Source organism: Planobispora rosea (genome assembly GCF_014648175.1).
Classification (GTDB): domain Bacteria; phylum Actinomycetota; class Actinomycetes; order Streptosporangiales; family Streptosporangiaceae; genus Planobispora; species Planobispora rosea.
This window is the reverse complement of sequence record NZ_BMQP01000019.1, coordinates 73,567-96,500: the sequence shown is the minus strand read 5'-3', so window position 1 is coordinate 96,500 and position 22,934 is coordinate 73,567. Positions and strand designations below refer to the sequence as shown.

Genomic DNA, 22,934 nt, shown 5'->3' with positions numbered 1-22,934 from the left:
CCGTCAGTCGTTGGCGTGCAGGATGCTGTTGAGCTCCACGCCGGTGCCCTCGCGGGGGATGACCTCGATCGCGCCGGTGGTGGAGTTGCGGCGGAACAGCAGGCCGGAGGCGCCGGAGAGGGTGGCGGCCTTGACGACCCGGCCGTCGGGGAGGGTGACCCTGGTCCCGGCGGTGACGTAGAGACCGGCCTCCACCACGACGTCGTCGCCCAGGGAGATGCCGATGCCGCCGTTGGCGCCGATCAGGCAGCGCTGCCCGACGGAGATGACCTGCTTGCCGCCGCCCGACAGGGTGCCCATGATCGAGGCGCCGCCGCCGACGTCGGAGCCGTCGCCCACGACGACGCCCGCCGAGATGCGGCCCTCGATCATGGACGCGCCGAGCGTGCCGGCGTTGAAGTTGACGAAGCCCTCGTGCATCACCGTCGTGCCGGAGGCCAGGTGCGCGCCGAGGCGGACGCGGTCGGCGTCGGCGATGCGCACACCGGACGGCACCACGTAGTCGATCATCCGGGGGAACTTGTCGACGCCGTAGACGGTCACCTGACCGCGGGCGCGCAGGCGCAGCCGGGTCTCCTCGAAACCCTCGACCGGGCACGGGCCGTGGTTGGTCCACACGACGTTGCTCAGCAGGCCGAACAGGCCGTCCAGGTTCTGCCCGTGCGGCGCGACGAGGCGGGCGGAGAGCAGGTGGAGACGGAGGTAGGCGTCGTGCGCGTCGGCGGGCGGCTCCGACAGCTTGGCGATCCCGGTCTCCACGGCGACCACCTCCACGCCCCGGGCCTCGTCCGGGCCGAGCAGCGCGGCGGCGGCGGAGCCGAGGGCGGCCTCGGCCTCCTGCGCGGTCAGCCGCCGGGTGCCGGCCGCGGAGGGCTCGCCCAGGCGGGGGGCGGGGAACCAGGTGTCGAGAACGGTCCCGTCAGAGGTGATGGTGGCGATGCCGACGCCGTACGCGCCGGAAATCTGAGCTGCTTCGTTCACAACAACAAAGACTAGTGATGCCACTGAGATCGTCCGGCCGGTGGTACCTGAGATTCCGTACGGCGGACACCGGTAGCATCGGTTCCCTGACCACTCGAAGAAACTCGCCAAGCTCGATGAGTTCGATGAAGGAGCAACCGTGTCTGCCGTGCCAGGACTTCGTATCACCCTCGCCGGAGCCGAGCGTGTGGTGGCGGGGGGCACGACGTACGGCGAGGTCCTCGGCGCCGACGGCCGCTCCGTGGTCGCCGCCCGGGCCGGCGGCGAGCTGAAGGATCTCGCGGCTCCCGTGTCCGACGGCGACGTGATCGAGCCGGTCGAGGCCGGCAGCGCCGACGGCCGGGCCATCATCCGCCACTCCACCGCGCACGTCATGGCCCAGGCCGTCCAGGAGATCTTCCCGGAGGCGAAGCTGGGCATCGGCCCGCCCGTGGAGAACGGCTTCTACTACGACTTCGACGTCGCCGCCCCGTTCACTCCCGACGACCTCAAGCGCATCGAGAAGCGCATGCGCGAGATCGTCAAGCAGGGGCAGCTGTTCTCCCGCCGTCCGGTCTCCGACGAGGCGGCCCGCGAGGAGCTCGCCGCCGAGCCGTACAAGCTGGAGCTGATCGGCCTCAAGGGCGGCGCGGCCGACGAGGAGAGCGTCGAGGTGGGCGCCGGTCAGCTGACCATCTACGACAACCTCGACGCCAAGACCGGCGAGCTGTGCTGGAAGGACCTGTGCCGCGGCCCGCACGTGCCGAGCACCCGGTCCATCCCGGCGTTCAAGCTGATGCGCTCCGGCGGCGCCTACTGGCGGGGCAGCGAGAAGAACCCGCAGCTGCAGCGGATCTACGGCACCGCCTGGGAGTCGCGCGAGCGGCAGGACGAGTACCTGCACCTGCTGGAGGAGGCCGAGAAGCGCGACCACCGCAAGCTGGGCGCCGAGCTCGACCTGTTCTCCTTCCCCGACGAGCTGGGCTCGGGCCTGCCGGTCTTCCACCCCAAGGGCGGGGTGATCCGCAAGCTCATGGAGGACTACTCGCGGCGCCGGCACGAGGAGGCGGGCTACTCCTTCGTCAACACCCCGCACATCACCAAGGACAACCTGTACAAGGTCTCCGGCCACCTCGACTGGTACGCCGACGGCATGTTCCCGCCCATGGAGCTGGAAGGCGCCAAGTACTACCTCAAGCCCATGAACTGCCCGATGCACAACCTGATCTTCAGGGCGCGCGGGCGGTCCTACCGCGAGCTGCCGCTGCGGATGTTCGAGTTCGGCACGGTCTACCGCTACGAGAAGTCCGGCGTGATCCACGGCCTGACCCGGGTGCGCGGCCTGACCCAGGACGACGCGCACATCTACTGCACCCGCGAGCAGATGCGCGACGAGCTGGCCTCGCTGCTGCGCTTCGTGCTCGACCTGCTGCGCGACTACGGCCTGAGCGACTTCTACCTGGAGCTGTCCACCAAGGACCCGGTCAAGTTCGTCGGCAGCGACGAGGACTGGGAGGAGGCCACCCAGACGCTGCGCGAGGTCGCCGAGTCGGAGAACCTGGAGCTCGTCCTCGACCCCGGCGGCGCGGCGTTCTACGGGCCGAAGATCTCGGTGCAGGCGCGTGACGCGATCGGCCGCTCCTGGCAGATGTCCACGATCCAGCTGGACTTCAACCTGCCGCAGCGCTTCGAGCTGGAGTACCAGTCGGCCGACGGCTCACGCCAGCGGCCCGTCATGATCCACCGCGCGCTGTTCGGCTCGATCGAGCGCTTCTTCGGCGTGCTGGTCGAGCACTACGCGGGCGCCTTCCCTCCGTGGCTCGCCCCGGTGCAGGCCGTCTGCATCCCGATCGCCGAGGCCCACGTGCCGTACCTGCAGGACGTGGCCAAGAAGGCCCGCGAGCGGGGCGTCCGGATCGAGGTGGACGCCTCCGACGACCGGATGCAGAAGAAGATCCGCAACGCGCAGAAGGCCAAGGTGCCGTTCATGCTGCTGGCGGGCGACGAGGACATCGCAGGCGGTGCGATCTCCTTCCGCTTCCGCAACGGTGAGCAGAAGAACGGCGTCCCGGTGGACCAGGCGCTCAACGAGATCGTCGACGCGATCGAGCGCCGCCTCCAGGTCTGAGCGCCGCCTCCAGGCCTGGGCGCCGCGCTTCGAGTGCCGTGATCGGGCGGTCGGGTACGGGGACCCGACCGCCTCCGGTGCGGCGTTCAAGCACGCCCGGGGCGTCAGCCCCTCGGCCCGGAGACGGTCCGGCGGCGCGTGGGGCCGATTTCGCCTAGTCGTGCCGGGGGATGCCGGAGACCTCGTGGTCGGCGTGGAAGAGGGCTTCCTTGATGAGCGCGCGGACGTGCGCGTCCCGGGCCCGGTACACCACGCGACGTCCCTGCCTGCGCGTCTCCACCAGGCCCCCGTGGCGCAGTCTGGCCAGGTGCTGGGAGACCGACGGCCGGGCGACGCCGATCGCCTCGGCCAGCGAGGACACGTCGTACTCCCCCGAGGAGAGCAGCCACATCAGCCGCAGCCGGGTGCCGTCGCTGAGCATGCGGAACGCTTCGACGGCCGTCTCCACCTGAGCGTCAGTGGGTTGCTCCTGCACACTGTTGGCACCTGATTCGTTGTCGCGTGCGTACATGACTACATATACTCGCCTGCCTCGGTATCCTCGGCAACCGGGAGGCGGGCATGCCGGATCGGCGCGATCATGGGCAGGGTCATGGGCACGGGCGCGATCACGGTCACGGGCGCGGACATGGTCACGGGCAGGGTCACGGTCACGGGCAGGGTCACGGGCACGGGCATGGAGGCGGGCGCGATCGTCGCGTCAGGTGGTTGCCGGCCGGCATCAGACACGTGTTCACCCCGCACGACCATGACAGCGCCGCCAGGACGGACACGGCGCTGGAGGCCAGCGGCCGGGGCATGCGGGTCCTGGGCGTCTCGTTCGCCGTCCTCGTCCTCACCGCCGTCGTCCAGTCGGTCGTCGTCGCCTTCTCGGGCTCGGTGGCGCTGCTGGGCGACACGCTGCACAACTTCGCCGACGCGCTGACGGCGGTCCCGCTGGCCATCGCCTTCTCGGTGGGCAGGCGGGCGGCCACCCGCCGCTTCACCTACGGCTACGGCCGGGCGGAGGACCTCGCCGGAATCGTCATCGTGCTGCTCATCGCGGCCTCGGCCGCGCTGGCGGGCTATGAGGCCGTCACCCGCCTGATCGAGCCCCGGGACGTGCGCGCGCTGGGCTGGGTGGCCGCGGCCGGGTTCGTCGGGTTCCTCGGCAACGAGCTGGTCGCCCGTTACCGGATCAAGGCGGGCCGGGAGATCGGCTCGGCCGCCCTGGTCGCCGACGGCCTGCACGCCCGCACCGACGGGTTCACCTCGCTGGCGGTCCTCCTCGGCGCGGGCGGTGCGGCGCTGGGCTTCCCGGTCGCCGACCCGATCGTCGGGCTGCTGATCACCGTGGCCATCTGCTTCATGCTGCGGGAGGCCGCCCGTGAGATCTACCACCGGCTGATGGACGCCGTGGACCCGGACCTGGTCGACGAGGCGGAACGGATCCTCTCCGCGGTGCCCGGCGTCAGGCGTGTCGGGTCGGTACGGCTGCGCTGGATCGGACATGAGCTGCGCGCCGAGGTCGACATCCAGGTCGGCCACGAGCTCCCGCTGGTCGAGGCGCACGCCGTGGCGGTGGCGGCCGAGCACCGGCTCATCCACGACCTGCCCCGCCTGAGCGCCGCCACCGTGCACGCCGATCCCGACGGCCCCGACGGGACGGACCACCACGCGTCCCTGACCGCGCACCGGCGGCCCGGCCTCGCCGCCCGCTCCGAGGTCCCGGCGCTCCTCTCCGGCGAATCCCGCCGCCCGCCCGGCGGGGTTCCCACGACACGCCGGGAGCCGTACGGCCCCCCTCCCGCCGGTCGGATTCGCCGACCGTCCCGACCCTCCCCGCCCGGTGGCTGACACGATGTGTGATGGAGCCGTCACTGGTCGTTGACAGGTGGAATGCCCCGTCGCAGAGTGGACGGGTGTCTCGCCTCGTTCTTGATGACTTTGCCGATCTATCCGCCTGGCGGGGTTTTGCCCCTGATGGAGCCCCGTCTACGGAAATCTCCGTCACGCCGGGCCCGGCCGGTCCGCACGGCCGGAGCGCCGTGATCGCGGCGTCGGCCGCCGGTCACTTCGTGGAACGTTCCATAACCTCGGCTGATCTGCGGAGCTTCGACGACATCGAGTTCTGGACCGAGGGGGACCGGCCCGCAGACGGGACGGCTGGGCGGCCGTTCTTCTGCGAGGTGCGGCTGGGCTCGGAGGCGGCGCCGATCGGCTCCGCGGCCAACCGCTGGCACCGATACGTCCCGCTGCTCGGGCCGGGCCCGCCCCAGCGGGTGCCGTTCGCCCTGGACGATCTGCCCGGCCCGGTCCGCTCCGCCTGCTCGGAGATCCGGATCACCTTCCTGGACGCTCCCGCCCGGGTCCGGTTCACGCCTCCGGCCGCGGTCCGGCCCCAGCTGCTGGCCGACACCGACGCGGCGCTGACCGGCCGGCTGGACAACCGGCTGAGCCTGCGCGGCACGCCGGTCCGGGCGCTCCTGCAGGCCGATCCGGACCAGCCCAGGCCGTACCTCCTGCTCGTCAACCACTCGATCGAGCACGCTCTCACGCGCGTCTCGGCGGGGGAGATCAGGACCGACTTCACCGAGGGCGGTTTCGCGATCCGGTCGGCGGGCGTGCCGTACGACCTCGGCTACCGGATCGAGGCGGTGGCCGATCGCAGAGAGGACATCGCGGTGCTGCTGGAGTTCGTGCTGGCGGAGCTCGGCCCCGGCGCGACGCTGGAGGTCGGCGGCACGGAACTGCCGGTCGAGTGGCCCGCCCCGTGGGAGCGGCTCGCGGACGGGGCGGGCGGAGACCTCCACGAGCAGCAGACGTCCCTGCGTATCTCGATCCCGGTCGTGACGCGCCCGAGGGCCGTGCCGCGCCGGGCCGTCCCCCCGCACCACAGCATCCAGGTGGAGGTGGCGCACCATGCCGACACGTGAGCCGACACGTGAGCCGACACACGAGCAGCCGTGTGAGCCGACATGCGACAGCGGGGCGGGAGCGGCCTCCGGCCGGGCGCGGCGCCGTACCGGCTCCGGAAAGGGAGACTGAACGTGGCATTCGACATCGGGCTCAACGTCGTCGAGGTCGACGGCAGCGCGTCCCCGGCCATCACCGGCGCCGCCACGTCGGTGGCGGCCTTCAACGTGGCGACCCAGCGCGGGCCGGTGAACCGGCCGGTACGGGTCACCTCCTTCGCCCAGTTCGCGGAGGTGTTCGGCGGGGCGGACAGCGATACCCTCGGAGCCTTCCTGGTCCGCGGCTTCTTCGACAACGGCGGCCGGCGCGCGTGGGTCAACCGGGTCTCCGGGGCGAACCCCGCGGCGGCCGCCTGCCAGTTCGCGGCCGGTCAGCGGCAGACCCTCAAACTGGAGGCGGGCTACCGCGGGCAGCGGGATCCTGGGGCGTGGGCCAACCGCATCGCCGTCGGCATCGCGCCGTCGTTCAGCACCAGGCTCAAGGGGCAGACGCTGAACGACACCAACGGTGACTTCGCCGGTCTGGCGGGGCTGGCCAAGGGGGACACGGTCGTCCTCACCGACGGGGCGAAGTCCGCGACCGTGACGATCGCCGATCTGGACCCGGCCACCGGGAAGGCCACCTGGAAACCGGCGGTCGCCGACATCGCCCAGTACGACAAGGCGAAGACCCGGATCGACTCCACCGACTTCGACCTCTCCCTCACCGGCCGGGACGGGCAGCCGCTGGAGTCGTTCGAGCGCCTGACGCTGGACCGCTCCTCGCCCCGGTACGCGGTGCCGGTCCTCAACGACGTGGCGCGCGGCTCCCGGTACGTGATGGTCACCGACTCGCGGGCGGCGGGCGAGACCGCGGCGGAACCGCCGGGCGCCGCCGCCGATCCCACCCTGCAGGGAGGCGTCAGCCGGGCCGCCCAGGCGGCCGACTACCAGGGAGAAGCGGCCCAGCACACCGGCTTCCACGCCTTCGACGCCTTCGACGTGCAACTGGTGGGCTGCGACAACAGCGACGTCACCGTGATCAGGAAGGGGCTGGACTACTGCGAGCGGCGCGGCGACTGCATGTTCGTCGGCGCGGTGCCGCAGGGCAGCACGGTGAGCAGGGCGATCGAGTTCGGCGCGGGGCTCCAGGGGCGCAAGGTGTACGGCGCGCTCTACGGGCCGTGGATCCGGGTGAGCGACCCGCTGTCCAAGGCCCCGACCCCGCTGCGCCTGGTCCCGCCGACCGGGCACGTGATGGGCGTCTACGCCCGCATCGAGACGGACCGCGGCATCCACAAGGCCCCGGCCGGCGACGAGGCCCGCCTGCTCGGCGCGCTCGACGTGGAGTTCCCGCTGAGCGACGCCGACCACAACGACCTGGTCAAGCAGGGCGGCGTCAACGGGATCCGGGCGATCCGCGGCGCCGGGATCGTCGTCGACGCCTCCCGCACGCTGTCCACCGACACCCGCTGGCTGTACGTCAACGTGCGGCTGCTGTTCAACTACGTCAAGAGCAGCCTGCGGCAGGGCCTGCGCTGGGTCCGGCAGGAGCCCAACCGGGACACGCTCTGGGACATGGTGAAGTTCGGCACCGTGCGGCCGTTCCTGATGGGCCTGTGGCGGCAGGGCGCGTTCGGGACGGGGGAGCCGGACGACGTGTTCACGATCGTCTGCGACGCCTCCAACAACCCGCCGGACCAGGTGGACAAGGGCAACTTCACCGTGGAGGTGTACTTCTACCCCTCCAAACCGGCCGAGACCATCGTGATCGTCGTGGGTCAGCAGCCCTCCGGCGGCAGCGCTTCAGAAGGGTAGGGGGACCCATGCCCCAGGTGGGGGATTTCTGGGAGGCCTACAGGGCCAGCGAGTTCGTGCTCATCATCGGGGACCAGGTGAGCCCCGGGGTCACGAAGGTGAGCGGGCTGAGCGAGGGCGAGATCGACACGATCGAGCAGCCCGACGGCGGCACCAACCACGTCTACAAGATCGCCGCCACGAAGATCAAATATGAGCCGCTGACGATCGAGCGGAACGTGGACGGCAGCCCGGAGGACCGGCGGTTCCGGCAGTGGTTCCAGGAGATCTTCAAACTCGCCGCCACCGTGCAGGGCGGCTCGGCGATCCGCAAGAGCGGGCTGATCGAGAAGCGGCACAACGGCGAGAAGGTCATGACCTTCGCGTTCTACAACGCGTGGATCAAGTCCTCCAAGTTCACCGATCTGGAGGCCGGTTCCACGGGACTGTTCAAGCAGACCATCGTCCTGGAGCACGAAGGGCTGGAGCGTGTCGACTAGACGCGAGTTCGAACTGACCCTGCCGGTCGGCTACGTCGACGGGGAGGGGACGGTCCACCGCGAGGTGGTGCTGCGCAAGATGACCGGCCGGGAGGAGGCGATCCTCGCCGACCGCAGGTACCAGCGCAACGGCGGCAAGCTGGTCACCGAACTGCTGCACAGCTGCGTGCTCCGGCTCGGGGACCTGGAGCGCGACGGGCGCGGGCCGTTCACCGGGATGACCTCGGTGGACCGCAACTTCCTGCTGCTCAAGCTCCGCTCCATCACCTTCGGCCCGGCGCTGGAGGCCGGATACACCTGCCCCGGCTGCGGCCAGGCGGTCACCCGCACCGAGGACCTGGACGAGCTGCCGGTCCGCTCCGCCCCCGAGGGCGCGCCCGAGGTCACGGTGGAGCTGGAGGACGGCTACGTGGACAAGGAGGGACAGCTGCACACGGCGCTGACGCTGCGGCTGCCCACCGGGGCCGACGAGGAGGCGGTCGCCCCGCAACTGCGGGAGAACCCCTCGCTCGGCAAGAACGCGCTGCTGGCCAGGTGCATCAAGAGCCTGGGAGACGTGCCGCGGCACCGGCTGGAGGCGCTCGGATCGCGCATCCTCGCGGATCTGACCATGACCGACCGGCGCCTGATCGACCGCGCGATGGCGCAGGCCGCCCCCGGGGTCGACCTGGTCCGCGAGATCGAGTGCACGGCCTGCGGCAAGACGTTCTCCGCCACGATCGACCTGTCCAATTTTTTAGCGACGGCGTAGACCTCGACGGGCTCCGCCGGGAGATCTTCTTCCTCGCCTACCACCTGCACTGGTCGTGGGGCGAGCTGATGGACCTGGACGTCGCGGAGCGGCGGGTCTACGTGAACCTTCTGATCGAGCAGATCGAGCGTGAGAACAGCCGGATGGAAGAGACGAGGTGAGATGCGCATGCCGCTGGCGCTGCTCCTGCAGGCCCGTCTGGGCGTGGTCGTCCGCGGCGTGCGGGCCCTGCCCGCCTGGGCGCGCGCCTTCGACACGCTCGCCCTCGTCTGGCACCGCCGGCGCAGCGAGTGGCTGGTCCGCTGGTTCGGCGTGGGCCTGCCGGTCGAGGGGGCGGCGCTGCGGGCCGTACCGGTGAACCGGGCAGAGCTGGGGGCGGCGCTCCGGACCGCCGGGGGCCGGGAGGCCGGCGGGGGACCGAACCTGTACGAACCCCTGGCGGGCCTGACCGGGACGCTGACCGGCCTCCTCGCCGCCCCGACGACCGGGCTCGCCCTCGCCCTGCTGGTCAACCGGCTCATCCCGGAGTGGTGGGCGCAGCTCGCGAGCGGCCTGACGTGGATCACCCTGGGCCTGCCCGTGACGCTGTCGCTCGGGGTGATCGGCGGCGGCGGGCTGCTCGCGCTCCTGTTCCTGCCGGTGCCGCTGCTCGGCTCCGCCAGGCCCGTGCACCTGCTGCTCGGGGAGATCCCCCTGCTGTACGGTGCGCTCCGGCGCCTGTGGGAGCAGGTGAGCGGGCCTCGCGAGCGGGTCCGGCACCCGCTGCTCAAGGCCGGGCTGGAGCTGGCCGACCGGGTGGTGACGCTGGCGGCGCAGGTGTTCGGGTTGCTGGCGGTGCTGGTCGCCCGGATCCTGCCGCTGGCCGCGCTCCAGCGCGCGGGCGCCGTCGCCGTCGCCGGGATCGCCGGCGCCCTGGGCGGGGCCATCACCGATGCCGCGCTGTCGGCCCTGACCTACCTGAACGACCTCACCGGCTTGGCCACCGGTCTCGCCCGCCGGGTGCTGCGGGGGTTCTCCCGGCTCCTGGCCGGCCTGGGCGGGCGGCTGTCGCGGGCGGCCGGGACACTCGGCCTCGGCTCGCTGTCCGAGCGCGGCACGGAACTGGTCACCGGCTGGTGGAAGCAGGCGGAGCCACGGGTCGAGGAGCTCACCGTGGAGCACCCCACGGTGCGGTGGCTGCGCTCCTTCGCCGCCGCCCTCGGCGCGGCGCTCAGCTTCCTGCCGCGCGCGTTCGCGTCGCCGCCGTCCGGCCCGGCCGGGCCCTCACCGTGGGCCGGTCTGCTCGCGGCCGCGTGGACGGCCTTCAAACTCGTGCATCCGCCCCCCGCCCACGCGCCCGTCCCGCCGGGACTCCCGCCGGGACTCCCGCCGTTCCCGCAGCTGGTGCCGCTGTCCGCGATCGACCGGACGGCCGGGCGCATCGCCATGCCGGAGGTCCTCGGCACCGGGCGGGCCGCCGCGGTCCGCCGGGCCGGGCGGGTGCCGAGCCTGCTCGAATGGGGCGCCCTGGAACGCGACGCCGCGGGCAAGGGCACGGGCACCGGTCCGGAGCCGTCGCGGGAGCGCCTGCTGGAGACGGCGGTCTACCTCAGTCTCGCCGAGCGGATCGTCTCCCCGGCGGCGGCCGGGTACGTGCGCCGCCTGGAGGGGGTGCTCTCCGAGCTGGACCGGAGGATCCGGCCCGCCCTCCCCGTCAGGACACCGCCGGAGCCGGTCCGGCTGCGGCCGAGGATCGGCACGCTGCGCCTGCGCGGGACGGACCGTGAGGCCCTCGGCGGATGGGTCCCGCTGCTCCGCCGGGAGCTGTCGGCCGCCCCCTACCCGGTGCCGGGGGGCTGAGCCGTGCCGATCGACTTCGCCGCCGTCGCCACCCGGTACGACCCGCTGCTGACCGCGCAGACCCGGGCGATGATCCCGGTCCTGCTCCGGCTGGCCGAGACGGTCAGGCGGCTCGCCGTGCTGAGCGAACGGGCCGGGACGGCCACCCGCGCCTATCCGGTCCTGCGCTACGAGGCGGGAGCGGTCGCCGTCCATCTCGCAGGAGGTCCCCTGGACGCGACCGGGCCTCTCCCCGGACCGCCGTCCGCGGACCCGCTCGCCCAGATCCCGGCGATGGTCGCCCAGGAGCGGGTCATCCCCGGCGCGGTCGCCCTCCTGCTGGAGGTCGTGGCGCCGGTGGCCGACTCCCTCGACCGGTTCGCGGACGCCTCGCCCGCCGTGTTCGGCGACCGGCGCCTGGCGGACGTCTTCGGGCTGGCCAATCTGGCCTTCGCGGTGCTGCTGGAGGACCGGGAACGCTTGCGCGGGCTCAAGCTCCAGCTCGGCGCGTTGCTGGAGTTCCGGAGCCGGCCCGCCTCCGTGCCCGGGGCGCCCGAAGCACCCGGGCCGCCCGCGTCGTCCGCGCCGTCCGCGTCGTCCGCGCCGCCCGGAGGCCCGGACGCCCTGGCGGTCACGCTGGAGTCGGCGGCGATGTCCGTCTTCGACCTGCTGCTCCTGCTGCCCGTCGCGGACCGGGTCCTCGACGCGGCGGCGCGCGAGGCCGCCGCGTACGGCAGGCGGCTGGTCCTCCTCCGGCTCGGCGAGGTGGAGAGAGCCGTCACGGGACTGCGCGTGGCGGTCCTGGAGGGTTTCATCGCGGGTGCGGGCCTGCTCACCCTCGCCCAGCAGTGGCTCCACGCGGCCCGGGCCGTGGCCGGCCTCGACGTGCTGATCCTGAGGTTCGCCCTGCCCTGGTGGCTGGGACGGCTGCTGGACGGCGTCACCGCGTTCGCCGGGTCCCTGACGCAGTGGGGCCGCTGGGTCACCGAGCTGGTGGAGGCCGTCCGGGCGACCGTCGACGCCGTGATGGGGTTCGACCTCGGTAAGGCGGTCTTCGGCCCGATGACGGAGGGTCTGCGCGCCGTCCCGGGGCTCGGCGGGCGGGTGCCCGATCCGCCGAGCCTGACCGTGGACGAGCTGATCGGCATCGTGACCGGGCAGGCGGCCACGGGCGTCCGGGACAGGGTGGTCGGTTTCCTCCTCGCGGTGCGGGGGGTGCTCTGGCTGGTGCGGGCGACGGACCGGGCGGCCAAGGTCGGAGCGCTCGCCGAGCTGCTCGGCATCGTGCTGACCCCGACCCGTTTCACCCTGCCTCCCGACGTCCTGCCGGCCGGTCCACCGGCCGGGTTCCCCGACGTCTACACGGCGTTCTTCGGCGGCGGGCGGCGCGAAGACCTGCTCGCCGCGGTCGACCGGCTCGGGACGGAGGCGCGCGCCGGGGTGCGCGGCGTCCTCACCGCCGGTTCCGCGCTGGTCTCCGAGCTGGGCCGTACGGCCTCCGCTCCGGTGGAGCTCGCCGGTGATCCGGCCGCGCTGCGCCGGGCGGCGGAGCGCGCCGCGGGCTTCGCCGAGCAGGTCTTCGGGGCGGAGGCCGACCGGGCCGCGGAGGCGTCCGCCCGGTCCCGCGCGCTGACGCCCTTCGAACGCTGGCAGGTCTCCGGCGGGTTCGCCCTGGCCGGTGCGGCCGTCGACGTCTACATCGGGGAGATGCGGCGGTTCTGGGGGCCGGGCCGTGAGGTGCGCAGAGGCGGGGCCCCGGTGGCGCACCCCACCTCGCCGCACATCCTGGCCAGGCACGGGCGGCTGGGCGCCGTACGGCTGCCGCGCCTGACCGTCCGCGCGGCCGGGCGCGTCCCGGACGAGGCCCTGGCCGCGGAGGTGTCGGCGCGGTTCCGGGAGAACGTCGCGGCGGCGTACCTGTCGGGGCTGCGGGAGTTCCGGAGGCTGGGCGGTCACCCCCCGAAGGGGGACCGCGGTGGACGATGAGGTGATCACCCAGCTCGGCCTCCTGCTCACCCAGATGAGATACACCCGGATGGCGCTGGAGAACGTGGAACGCTCCACGGCCCGCTATGCCGGGCTCGCCCTCACCGCCCCGGCCGCGACCGGCACCGGAGCGGTGGCCGTGTTCGGCGCGCCGCCCATGCTCGACGGGGCGCTCAAGGTCTACGTGGTCAACCTGCACGAACTCGCCTCCGGCGGGGGAGGGCCGGGGAACCCGCTGGCCGGGCTGATCGGCGGCGCGGGCCGCTTCGCCGGCGGCCTGGCCGGAGGTTTCGCCGGCGGGGTGATCGGCGGGGTGACCCTGCCCTACCTGCTGTTCAAGACGGCGCAGATCGCCGGCACGGTCGAGCGGATCGTGAACCGGCTGGGGGTGCGCGGCGCCCCGAGGAGTCCCGAGAAGAACAATCCCGGGCCCGGCGTGCTGGAGCAGCTCGACGCGCTGCTGAAGGTCCTGCGGGAACTGCGGGCCGTGGTGGACCTGACCGCCCGGCCCCGGGCCGGAGGCGGGAGCGGGGGCGGGGGCGGAACCGAGGACGACAACCCGCCCGCCCCGGTGCCCGGCGGCCCGGCGGAGCTGTACCTGCGGATGGTCCAGGCGCTCACCCGCATGGTCGACGGGCTGATCCTGCTCGTCCCGATCCTCACCGGGGCGCTCGCCTCGCTGCTGATCCGGCTGGACGACATCAAGCTCGTCATCGTGGACCTGCTCCGGTTCGGCCTGCGCAACGTGCTGCTGCTGCGCGCCGCGGTGATCGCCACGGTGCTCGACACCGTCTCGCTGGCGGCCAGGCTCGCCGTCACGGTGGTGGGCATCGTGGCCGCCGCGGTGGACACCGTGCTCGCCTCGGTGCTGGCCGTGATCCGTACCGCCCTGGAGACCGCCCTCACCGCGGTCCGCATCGCCTCCACCGGGGTCAAGAACACGGTGGACGCCCTCATGCTCTTCCTGCGCGACGGCGTCGGCGCTCTGCTGATCTTCATCGGGAACCTGCGGGTCTTCCGGCTGATCGTGCACCTCGCCCAGGTCCTCCCGCTGGTCCTGCCCGCGATCGCCAGGATCAAGGGGGTCGAGCTCGACAGGCGGGAGACCGAGGCCCTGACGAGGGCCGGAACCCTCATGCCGCCGGGCGCGCCCGCGGCGGGGGCGAGCCCTCCGGCGGCGATCGCGGCCTTCCCCGACCTGGCCGAGAAGCTCCTGCCGGAGGACGCGCGCCGCGAGCTGGTCGACCAGGTGGGCGAGCTGGGCGCAACCCTGCGCAGGGAGACCGGGATCGCGCTGGGCGCCGTCTCCCGCGGGGTGAGCGGACTGGCCGCCGCCGCCCGGGAGACGGCCGACAACCTCGACACGGACCTCGGCAGGAGGCTGGCCGACCGGCTCGGTGAGGCGAGGAAGCACGCCGTCTCGCTGGCCGACTCGTTGCGGGCGGCCGAGGAGGTGGCCCGCAGACGCCCGGAGACCGGGCTGGAGGTGATCGCCGCGGCGTACGAGGGGTGGCTGCGCGGCGGCGGCCTGGCCGGGCTGCTGGAGAAGATCACGGCACACTTCGAGCGGACGCCGGTGAGCGCCGCGGACCCGGCGGCCGGCGCGCGCACGATCCCCGGCCGCGTCGTCACCGGTACGGCGGTGACGCCCGCGGGCGCCGAGGTCGTGGTGGAGATCGGCGAACTGGTCGTCGACCTCGCCCCCGCCGCGGCCCCGGAGCGGCCGGGCCCGGCCGGGCCCGCCGGAGCCGCCTTCGACCCGGAGGCGTACCAGGACTGGCGGCGAGACCTCCGCGATCGCGGCGCTCTCGCACTGAAGGAGGGGTGAGCCGTGGAACGCAAGACGGGCTACCTGGCCAACATATTGAACGTCCCCCCGCTGATCTTCCGCTTCCAGTTCAACCCGGAGATCCTCGCGGAGAAGAAGAGCTACCGCTACCAGCAGGCCAACGCGTTCGGGCAGTGGGGGTTCGACCAGGCCTCCGCGGCCAGGGGCCTGCTGGCGACGGCCGCCGGCCTGTACAAGGACGTCAAGGAGATCGGCTCCCTGCTGGTGGCGACCAAGCCCCTGGAGGCGATCGAGGGCGAGCTGCGCACGTTCGAGCTGGAGTTCAAGCTGGACGCCTCGGTGCCCGGCCCGCTGGACGGGGACGACCACTACGGCGGGAGCATCGCCCCGGACCTCGCGCTGCTGCGCTCGTTCGTGAACCCCTCGTACGACCTGCTCGACACCGTCAAGATCTTCTCGGGGAACGTGCCCTGCCTCACCCGGCCGCCGGAGCTGACGCTCAACTACGCCGGGCTCTCCACCACCTGCGTCATGACCGACCTGACGATCAAGATGGTGGCGTTCAAGGACAACGGCGACCCGCTCCGCGCCGAGGTGACGACGACCCTGAAGGAGCAGACGTTCTCGCACGCGCCGATCGTGGAATTCGTCACCCGTCACGTGGACGTGGCCCGGAGCTACGGCAGGAAGGGCATCGGCACCGACTTCCTGGCCAACACCCCCATCGTCGGAAATTTCGTCTGAAGCCGGAAACCTGAAACAGTCTGAAGGGATTGACAGCGCCGTGCCCGTTCCCGTCACGTCCCGCTACCACGGCCTGACCCCGGTCGAGGCGCCCGCCCGGGACGGATCCCGCCGCCCGGCCGTCCCCGTACGGTTCGCCCCGGACCCCGCAGCGGGACCGGGCGACCTGCTCCACACCGTGGTCGCCGGGGACACGATCGACCGGCTGGCCGCCCGCTACCTGGGCTCCAGCGAGGCGTGGTGGCAGCTCGCCGACGCCAACCCCGCCATGTTCCCCGCCGTCTTCCCCGCGGAGCTGGTCCCCGGCACGGTGCTGGTCATCCCCGCGGGCCCGCCCACCGGCCGGATCGAGCGGACCCGGGCGTTCTGACATGGGCACGCCGTACCTCGACATCACCTGGCAGGGGAACAGGAAGTTGTCCGCCTCCGCCCTGGAGGTGCGGGTCGAGGACCACGACCGGCTGATCGACCAGGCCACGCTCACCCTCTCCGACCCGGCCGGGACCGGGGCCGCCACGGTCCAGCCGGGGCAGCGCCTCACGATCGACCTGGGCTGGGACGGGGAGCACGCCGTGATCTTCGAAGGGCTGGTCGCCGAGACCCGTGCCCAGGCGCCGCAGGGCGGCCCGCAGGTCGTCACCGTCGTCGCCCGCGACCTGTCCCAGCTCATGCAGCGCGAGCGCCGCCCGCACGAGGACTACCACGGCACGCTCGGCTCCGTGGTGCGCGCGGTCGCGGCACGCCATCCGGAGATCCCGATCGGGCAGGTGGCCTGCGACCCCGACCCGTCCTTCCCCGAGGACAGACCGGTGCGCCAGCACGACCAGACCGACTACGAGTTCCTGCTCACCCTCGCCCAGCGGTACGGCGCGCGCTTCTTCGTCGAGTACAACGAGGGCGCCTCCAAGCTCTACTTCGTCTCCGACAAGAAGATCGCCGCCGCGGAACCCCTCGGCGTCCTGCCGTACTGCCGGGGGCGGGGAAAGCTCATCGCCTTCACCTACGAGAACGTCGCCGCCCGGGCGGCGCGCCGGACGAGCGTCAGCGTGCACGACCCGATGACCGGCGAGGTCCGGAAGGCGGAGGGGACCGCGCCGCCGCGGCCGCCCGCGCTCGCCGTCGACTCCGGCCGGGCGGCCGAGATCGGCCGCGCCGATCCCGCAGCCCGCGCGGTGTACGAGTCCGCCGTCGCCGCCGGCACCGTCACGCCCCCGCCCGCCGTGACGGACACCGCGGTCGCGGTGGCCTCGGACCCGGCCGCCGCCGAGCAGGCGACCGTACCCGACCCGACCCGGCTGCTCGGGCTGCGCGGCACCGGCCGGGCGGTGGGCACCGTCATGCTGCGCGCCAAGGGGAAGGTGACGATCCACGGCATCGCCCCATGGGCCGAGGGCGACTGGTACGTCAGCCGGGCCACGCACATCTGGCGCGACACCTCCGCCGGGGGCCGGCCCGGCGCCTCGTACGAGGTCGAGTTCACCGCGACCAGATAGTGACCACAAGCGACCAGGCAGCGATCGGGAAGCGATCGGGAAGGGAGCGGCATGGCTCCGCGATACGGGAAGTACAGCGGCGAGGTCGCCGACAACGCCGACCCCGAGGGGCTCGGACGGCTCCGGGTGACGGTCCCGGCGGTGTTCCCCGGGGGCGAGCCGGTCTGGGCGCGGCCGTGCCTGCCGTACGGGCACTTCCTGGTGCCGCCGAAGGGCGCGAAGGTGTGGGTGGAGTTCGAGGCCGGGGACGTCGCCTTCCCGCTCTGGGTGGGCACCTGGTACCCCCGGGGCGCGGTCCCGCCCGCCGTCCCGGACCACCTGGTCAAGGTCGTCCACAGCGACACCGCCGAGACCGTCCTGGTCAGCCACAGGAGCGGGTCGTTCCTGACGTTCGACGACAAGGGCGGGGTGCTGCTCTCCGACGCGAAGGGGGCCTACCTCTACTTCAACGCGGACAAGGGGGAACTCACCGCGGGCGGCGTCCAGGGACACATGATCACCCTCACCGGGGAGGGGGTCGCCGTCCTGCACAAGGACGGCACCCGGGTGGAGGTCGCCGGGGGGAAGGTCAAGATCTCCGGCAAGGACGGCGTGCAGCTGCTCTCCGACAAGATCTCCCTGGCCGGCGGGTCGGTCGCGCTCGGCGGGCAGGCGACCATGTCGGCGGTGCTCGGGGAGGCTCTGGTCACGCTGTTCAACAGCCACGTCCACCCCACCGCGCAGGGCCCGAGCGGCCCGCCGGTCCCCCCGATGGCCGCGGGGCCGCCCCTGCTCTCCCAGAGCGTCAAGGTCCAGCAGTGACGGGAGCCCATGATGAGCTGCGACTTCCCGCCGCTGCCGGATCTGCCGGTGCCGTCGCTCCCGGTGCCGGTCCCGGCGGTCCCGGTGCCGGATCTGGCGCTGCCGGCGCTGCCCGAGCCTCCGCCGTTGCCGTCCCCGCCGCCGCTGCCGGATCTGCCGGTGCCGTCGCTTCCGGTGCCGGTCCCGGCGGTCCCGGTGCCGGATCTGGCGCTGCCGGCGCTGCCCGAGCTTCCACCCTGCCCGTTCGACTGAGCATCCCGGTGAGTGAGAGATGACACCCAGCGCATCCGGCGCGCCCCACGGAAACGACCTGTCCGGTGTGAGCGGCGCCGCCTTCCCCTTCCGGATCGAGGACGGCCGGGTCCGGATCGCCTCGGGCGAGCAGAAGATCCGGCAGAACATGATCCTGGTCCTGGGGACCCGGCTCGGCGAACGTCCGATGCTGCCGGACTTCGGCACCCGCCTGGCCGGGATCGTCCACGAGCCCAACGACGACGTCCTCGCCGACATCGCCCGCACGCACGCCGTCGAGACGCTGCTGCGCTTCGAACCCCGGATCGCGGTGACGGGCAGCACCGTGGAGCGCGACGCCGACAGCGGGGTCGTGCAGCTGCGGCTCTCCTACGTGCACACCACCGGGCGGCCCGGCGGCCAGGCCGTGATCCCGCTCGGATGACGGGGGCCGGGGTGGAGACGGTGCGCGCGGCGGGGCGGCGGGGGAGGAGACCACGATGGACCCGGTGATCGACTACACGGACAAGGACTTCCGGTCCCTGCGGCAGGCGATGCTGGACCTGGCGGCCTACCGGCTGCCCGAGTGGACCGACCGCTCGCCCACCGACCTCGGGGTGCTGCTCGTCGACCTGTTCGCCTACATGGGCGACATCCTCAGTTACTACCAGGACCGCATCGCGGCCGAGTCGTTCCTGGACACCGCGGTGGAACGGCGCAGCGTGATCAACCTGCTCCGGCTGGTCGGCTACGAGCTGGCGTCCCCGGCCCCCGCCTCCGCGGAGCTCACGCTGACCTTCACCGCCCCGGCGCCCGGCCGGCCCACCACCGTGACCGTCCCCACCGGCGCCCGGTTCGGCACGGCCGCCGCCCCCGGCGGGGGTGAGCCGCCGGTCTTCGAGTACCTCGACGAGCCGCTCACCGTCGACCTCGCCGCGGGCCTCACCGTCACCGGCCTGCCGGTCCGGCAGGTCCGGACGATCCGGGAGGAGATCCTCGGCTCGGCCACCGACGAGCCCGGGCAGCGCTTCCGCCTGGCCGCCCCCGCCCCGGTCCCGGACAGCATCTCCGTCACCGTGGACGAGGGCGCCGGCCCCGTCGGCTGGAACCGGCGCGAGAACCTGCTCTACCACCGCGGCCCGGACGGCCGCATCACCCTGTCCGGCCCGGAGTCCACCGACTACTACGTCCAGTACGACGAGGAGGACCGCGCCGAGGTCGTCTTCGGTGACCGGCTGTACGGCAGGCCGCCCCGGTCCGGCCGGGACAACGTCCGGGCGAGCTATGCGGTCACGCTCGGCGCGCGCGGCAACGTCCCCGCCGGGACGATCACCCGGGCGCTCACGGAGATCCCCGGCCTGGCCGCGGTGGGCAACCCTCGCCCGGCCGCCGGCGGCGCGGACGCCGAGCCGATCGAGCGGGCGGTGCGCTCCGGCCCGCTGGCCTTCCGCTCCGGCGACCGGGCGGTGACGCTCGGCGACTACGTGACGCTCGCCCTGCGGGCCGGCGGCGTGGCCAAGGTCCGGGCGAGATCCAGCGGCTGGAACCGGGTCGATCTCGTGGTCGCCCCGGAGGGGGAGGAGTGCGCGCCCTCGAGCGCCCAGCTCAAGAAGGACCTGCTCGGCTACTTCGACGACCGCCGGATGGTGGGCACCTCGATCCGGATCGTCGACCCGGTCTGCGTGCCGGTCGACATCACGGTGGAGGTGGTGCCCGAGCACAACCACCTCCCGCAGACCGTACGGCAGCAGGCCGAGCGCGCCGTACGCGGCCTGCTGGCCTTCCGCGCCGTCGAGTTCGGGCGGCCGCTGTACCTGTCCAAGGTCTACGAGGCGGTCGAGGCGCTGCCCGGGGTGGCCGCGGCCACCGTGACCCGCTTCCGCCGCGTGGACGCGGGGCCGCCGGTGACACTGCGCCGCAAGGTGCTCGCCGACGCCGGGCTCGCGGACGTCGGCGACTTCATCGACCGCGTGTACGGCGGGGCGGTGGCGGTCGAGGGCCGTATCGGGATCGGCGAGACCGAGCTGCCCGTGCCCGGGACCATCACGGTGACCCTGCGTTCCGAGACGTCCTGAGAGCGCGCCGGCGCGACAGATCTGCTGAGGACATGCCATGACCGTCGAGAACTTCACCGCCGCCGCGGACCTGGTCGGACACCGGGTCGTGCTGCGCTGGGACGCGCGCCCCGGCGCCGGCGGGGACGCGGCCGTGCGGGTGCGCCGCAAGGAACGGGACTTCGAACCGGAGGGCCGCTGGAGCCCGGTCTACGACAGCACGGCCTTCCCGCCCCCCGGCACCGAGGTGACGGAGGCCGCGCCGCCCGGGGGCGGGACGGTCGAGTCGTGCGCGCGGGACGGCGTCGAGGTCCTGCGGCGCGTACGGCGGCGGCACGGCGACGGCTGGCGGGTGGAGATCCTCGACGTGGGCGGGTCGGCCGCCGGGCTGCGGCCGGGGACCACGTACTACTACGAACTGGTCGCCGCGCCGCCCGGGGACGGGCCGGACGGGGAGCCGGAGACCGGGCCGCCGCTGCGGGCCGTGGCCACCCCCACGGGGCTGCACCGTTCCGGCGCGCTGCTGTACGGCGCGCTGCCCGAGATCTACCGGCGGCACGACGTGGTGCGCGGGCCGGACCCGATCGGCGCCGTCCCGGAGTCGACCCCCGGCAACGGCCAGCTCCGCCGCTTCCTCGACGTCTTCGGCGCCGCCCTGGACCACCTGCGCAGCCGCGCCGACCAGCTGCGCGGCCTGCACGACGTGGACGCCGCCGACCACCGGCTGCTCCCGCACCTGGCGGCCCTGGTCGGCTGGGAGCCGTCGCTGGACCGGGGCATCGCCGTACGGCGGCACGAGGTGAAGTACGCCGCCGCCCTCTACCGGATCACCGGCACCACCGCGGGCTGCGTGGTGTGGGTGCGGCGCCTGACCGGCTGGGACGCGCGGATCAAGGAGTTCTGGCGGAACGTGCTCATCACCAACGACCCCGGCGACCCCGGTGATCCCGGCGGCGGGTTCCACGGCTCGCGCACGCTGGACACCTCGGATCCGGAGGCGATGGCCGGGCTCGGCCGGTTCGAGGACACGGCCTCCTACACCTACGACACCGGGACCGGCCCGGACAGCCGGTACGCCCACAACCTGATCGGAATCTTCGTCGCCCCGCGCGAGAGCGTCGATGAGGTGCTGCGGCTGCGCGGCCGGCTGCTCTCCGGGGCCTCCCGGTTCCTGCCGATGAACCTGAGACCGGTCGTGGTGATCGAGACGGAGCCCGAGCGGCGCGCGGCCGTGGACGCGCTGGGGGTCAGCGACGGAACGGACGAGGTGGTCGCATGAGTTTCTCCAACGGCGGGGTCGACACCTTCGATCCGGGCAAGGGCTACATCGGCGTCCGGCTGCAGCAGGGGGTGCCGCTGCTCGACCGGGACTGGAACGAGCTGGAGGACATCCGCCGCCACTTCGAGCGGGAGCTGCGCCGCCGGCACATCGGCGAGGGCGTGCCCGGCCTCGACGGCTTCCGGATCTCCCCGGCCGACGCCGACGACGACGTGGTCATCGAGCCGGGCGGTCTGGCGGCCGACGGGTACGACCTGGTCAACCGGGAGGGCGTGCTCCTGTCCGAGCAGGGTGACCGTACCCCGCTGCCCGCCGGTGACGTCGCGCTCTATCTGGAGGCGTGGGTGGAGCGGGTCACCTCGGCCGAGGACCCGGCGCTGGGCAACCCGCAGGACATCAACATGGAGACCTGCGTGCGGGACCGGCTGCGCTGGGCGGTCCGGTGCGCGGTCCGCCCGGAGGTGCCCCCGCCCGGCACCTACCTGCTGGCGGAGATCGAGCGTCCGGCGGACGCCCGCCGGGTCACCGCGGAGATGATCCGGGACCGCCGCCGGACCCGGCTCAACCTGGCCGAGGCGGTGGACCGGCTGGCCGGGGCGGAGGTCCGGCTGGGCGCCCTGGAGGAGACCGCGCGCCGGATCCAGTCCGACCTCGACACCGTCAAGCAGGACCTGTCGCGGTTGCTGTGGGATGTGAACATCGATTACGAGAACCAGATGCTCTACTTCGGCTGGGAGCAGGACTTCGTCGTCACCGTCACCGACCGGTTCGGCGCTCCGGTGCCCAACGCCGAGCTGTTGTGCACCGCCGACTGGGGGGCGCTCTCCCCGGCGGTGTCCGTGACGGACGCCGCCGGGCGGGCCAGGATGAGCTTCACGGGCGTGGCCTCGCCGGCCGCGCCGCCCCCGGCCGACCTCGGCAAGCTCCACCGGATCGGTCAGAAGGTGGCCGCGCACGCACTCCAGGAGCAGGCGCAGGGCCTGGCCGCCGTCGAGTACGCGAAGGTGCGGTTCGACCCCGACGAACTGGAGATCATCTCCCGTTACAGCCCGCCCGGGGTCTTCGACGACATCTCGGCCGCGCTGCCCCTCACCCCGATCGTCGCGGTCCCCGACGTCCGGGTGGCGACGATCACCGTCACCGCCCGGGCGGCCGGGACCACGAACGTGCGCGGCACCGGCTGTCTCCAGTTCCAGGTGGGTTTCTGGGTGTTCGACTGGGCCCGCAGCAAGATCATCGAGGCGATCTCCGGCGTCCGGGTCGGCAGCCGGATCGGCGACCTGCTCCGGCAGGGCATCGTCGAGGACGGCTTCGACAGCGGGAAGGTCGCCCAGCGCCTCCCCTTCACCCTGCAGGGGATCGGCGACGACATCCAGCTGGCCCTGAAGCGGTCGCTGTTCACCGATCCCGACGTCGGCGACGATCTGCTGCACCGCGGCGGCAAGCTGGGGCAGGTCATCGCGCAGGAGGCCACCGCCGCGATCGGCGCCAGGACCAACCAGGCGGTGGTCACGCTGCTCCAGCAGTTCGCCGACTCGCCCGAGATCCCCCTCGACGAGACCGACGCCAGGGCGGCCAGGACCGAGATCGTGCAGCGGGCCTCGCAGATCACCGCCGGGTTCGCGCAGAGCCAGCGGCAGCTGTTCACCGCCACCCGGCTCGGCGGGTGA

21 protein-coding genes are annotated in these 22,934 nt (G+C 73.0%); 18 read left to right on the top strand and 3 right to left on the bottom strand.

Annotated elements, in window-relative coordinates:
* Positions 1–3: 3 nt before the first annotated feature.
* Positions 4–981, bottom strand: coding sequence for a 2,3,4,5-tetrahydropyridine-2,6-dicarboxylate N-succinyltransferase (gene dapD, locus IEZ08_RS20220; protein WP_189242675.1), 978 nt, complete (start codon positions 979–981; stop codon positions 4–6).
* A 139-nt stretch (positions 982–1,120) separates the two neighbouring features.
* Between dapD and thrS the strand changes: the two genes are divergently transcribed.
* Positions 1,121–3,088, top strand: coding sequence for a threonine--tRNA ligase (gene thrS, locus IEZ08_RS20215; RefSeq protein WP_068924268.1), 1,968 nt, complete (start codon positions 1,121–1,123; stop codon positions 3,086–3,088).
* Positions 3,089–3,242: 154 nt separating this feature from the next.
* Here thrS and IEZ08_RS20210 read toward each other — a convergent pair whose 3' ends face one another.
* Positions 3,243–3,563: an ArsR/SmtB family transcription factor gene (locus tag IEZ08_RS20210; RefSeq protein ID WP_229803328.1), complete on the bottom strand. Its 321-nt coding sequence runs from the start codon at positions 3,561–3,563 to the stop codon at positions 3,243–3,245.
* A gap of 38 nt (positions 3,564–3,601) precedes the next feature.
* Entirely contained in the window at positions 3,602–3,742 is a 141-nt protein-coding gene (locus IEZ08_RS39655; RefSeq protein ID WP_229803327.1) for a hypothetical protein, read from the bottom strand.
* A gap of 75 nt (positions 3,743–3,817) precedes the next feature.
* On the opposite strand from IEZ08_RS39655, the gene IEZ08_RS20205 reads away from it, so the two are divergent.
* The 17 genes from IEZ08_RS20205 to IEZ08_RS20125 all read left to right on the top strand — a co-directional run bounded on the left by IEZ08_RS20205 (position 3,818) and on the right by IEZ08_RS20125 (position 22,934).
* Positions 3,818–4,924 carry a cation diffusion facilitator family transporter gene (locus IEZ08_RS20205; protein WP_229803326.1) on the top strand — a complete coding sequence of 369 codons (1,107 nt, stop codon included), beginning with the start codon at positions 3,818–3,820 and terminating at the stop codon, positions 4,922–4,924.
* A gap of 221 nt (positions 4,925–5,145) precedes the next feature.
* A complete protein-coding gene (locus IEZ08_RS20200) occupies positions 5,146–6,003 on the top strand; it encodes a hypothetical protein (protein ID WP_141704110.1) in 858 nt (285 codons plus the stop codon).
* A 114-nt stretch (positions 6,004–6,117) separates the two neighbouring features.
* The gene (locus IEZ08_RS20195) at positions 6,118–7,839 is read left to right on the top strand and encodes a phage tail sheath C-terminal domain-containing protein (protein WP_068924264.1); all 1,722 of its coding nucleotides are present in this window, start codon (positions 6,118–6,120) and stop codon (positions 7,837–7,839) included.
* Between the two features lie 8 nt (positions 7,840–7,847).
* On the top strand, positions 7,848–8,318 hold the full coding sequence (locus IEZ08_RS20190) for a phage tail protein (RefSeq protein ID WP_068924263.1): 471 nt from the start codon (positions 7,848–7,850) through the stop codon (positions 8,316–8,318).
* A complete protein-coding gene (locus IEZ08_RS20185; RefSeq protein WP_068924262.1) occupies positions 8,308–9,069 on the top strand; it encodes a T4 family baseplate hub assembly chaperone in 762 nt (253 codons plus the stop codon). Before IEZ08_RS20190 ends, IEZ08_RS20185 begins: the two co-directional genes overlap by 11 nt.
* Before the next feature lie 162 nt (positions 9,070–9,231).
* On the top strand, positions 9,232–10,908 hold the full coding sequence (locus tag IEZ08_RS20180; RefSeq protein ID WP_189242673.1) for a hypothetical protein: 1,677 nt from the start codon (positions 9,232–9,234) through the stop codon (positions 10,906–10,908).
* A 3-nt stretch (positions 10,909–10,911) separates the two neighbouring features.
* On the top strand, positions 10,912–12,873 hold the full coding sequence (locus IEZ08_RS20175) for a hypothetical protein (RefSeq protein WP_189242672.1): 1,962 nt from the start codon (positions 10,912–10,914) through the stop codon (positions 12,871–12,873).
* Positions 12,863–14,701, top strand: coding sequence for a hypothetical protein (locus tag IEZ08_RS20170; RefSeq protein WP_189242671.1), 1,839 nt, complete (start codon positions 12,863–12,865; stop codon positions 14,699–14,701). The genes IEZ08_RS20175 and IEZ08_RS20170 overlap by 11 nt, the downstream gene beginning before the upstream one ends.
* A gap of 3 nt (positions 14,702–14,704) precedes the next feature.
* Positions 14,705–15,406 carry a CIS tube protein gene (locus tag IEZ08_RS20165; protein ID WP_068924258.1) on the top strand — a complete coding sequence of 234 codons (702 nt, stop codon included), beginning with the start codon at positions 14,705–14,707 and terminating at the stop codon, positions 15,404–15,406.
* Between the two features lie 40 nt (positions 15,407–15,446).
* Entirely contained in the window at positions 15,447–15,776 is a 330-nt protein-coding gene (locus tag IEZ08_RS20160) for a LysM peptidoglycan-binding domain-containing protein (protein ID WP_068924257.1), read from the top strand.
* 1 nt (position 15,777) lies between these two features.
* Positions 15,778–16,899, top strand: coding sequence for a phage late control D family protein (locus IEZ08_RS20155; protein ID WP_068924256.1), 1,122 nt, complete (start codon positions 15,778–15,780; stop codon positions 16,897–16,899).
* A 51-nt stretch (positions 16,900–16,950) separates the two neighbouring features.
* Positions 16,951–17,700, top strand: a complete 750-nt coding sequence (locus IEZ08_RS20150) for a phage baseplate assembly protein V (RefSeq protein WP_068924255.1) — start codon at positions 16,951–16,953, stop codon at positions 17,698–17,700.
* A gap of 12 nt (positions 17,701–17,712) precedes the next feature.
* Positions 17,713–17,952 (top strand): hypothetical protein, encoded by a 240-nt coding sequence (locus tag IEZ08_RS20145; RefSeq protein WP_189242670.1) that lies wholly within the window; start codon positions 17,713–17,715, stop codon positions 17,950–17,952.
* A gap of 19 nt (positions 17,953–17,971) precedes the next feature.
* Positions 17,972–18,376, top strand: coding sequence for a GPW/gp25 family protein (locus IEZ08_RS20140; protein WP_068924253.1), 405 nt, complete (start codon positions 17,972–17,974; stop codon positions 18,374–18,376).
* Between the two features lie 55 nt (positions 18,377–18,431).
* Positions 18,432–20,006, top strand: coding sequence for a baseplate J/gp47 family protein (locus tag IEZ08_RS20135; RefSeq protein WP_068924252.1), 1,575 nt, complete (start codon positions 18,432–18,434; stop codon positions 20,004–20,006).
* A 37-nt stretch (positions 20,007–20,043) separates the two neighbouring features.
* Positions 20,044–21,264, top strand: a complete 1,221-nt coding sequence (locus IEZ08_RS20130) for a phage tail protein (protein WP_068924251.1) — start codon at positions 20,044–20,046, stop codon at positions 21,262–21,264.
* The gene (locus tag IEZ08_RS20125) at positions 21,261–22,934 is read left to right on the top strand and encodes an Ig-like domain-containing protein (protein ID WP_068924250.1); all 1,674 of its coding nucleotides are present in this window, start codon (positions 21,261–21,263) and stop codon (positions 22,932–22,934) included. Before IEZ08_RS20130 ends, IEZ08_RS20125 begins: the two co-directional genes overlap by 4 nt.

Coding starts and splice junctions, on each gene's coding strand:
- IEZ08_RS20125 (WP_068924250.1), top strand. CDS start 21,261: ATGAGTTTCTCCAACGGCGGGGTCGACACCTTCGATCCGGGCAAGGGC.
- IEZ08_RS20190 (WP_068924263.1), top strand. CDS start 7,848: ATGCCCCAGGTGGGGGATTTCTGGGAGGCCTACAGGGCCAGCGAGTTC.
- IEZ08_RS20150 (WP_068924255.1), top strand. CDS start 16,951: ATGGCTCCGCGATACGGGAAGTACAGCGGCGAGGTCGCCGACAACGCC.
- IEZ08_RS20155 (WP_068924256.1), top strand. CDS start 15,778: ATGGGCACGCCGTACCTCGACATCACCTGGCAGGGGAACAGGAAGTTG.
- IEZ08_RS20135 (WP_068924252.1), top strand. CDS start 18,432: ATGGACCCGGTGATCGACTACACGGACAAGGACTTCCGGTCCCTGCGG.
- IEZ08_RS20180 (WP_189242673.1), top strand. CDS start 9,232: ATGCGCATGCCGCTGGCGCTGCTCCTGCAGGCCCGTCTGGGCGTGGTC.
- IEZ08_RS20140 (WP_068924253.1), top strand. CDS start 17,972: ATGACACCCAGCGCATCCGGCGCGCCCCACGGAAACGACCTGTCCGGT.
- IEZ08_RS20130 (WP_068924251.1), top strand. CDS start 20,044: ATGACCGTCGAGAACTTCACCGCCGCCGCGGACCTGGTCGGACACCGG.
- IEZ08_RS20145 (WP_189242670.1), top strand. CDS start 17,713: ATGAGCTGCGACTTCCCGCCGCTGCCGGATCTGCCGGTGCCGTCGCTC.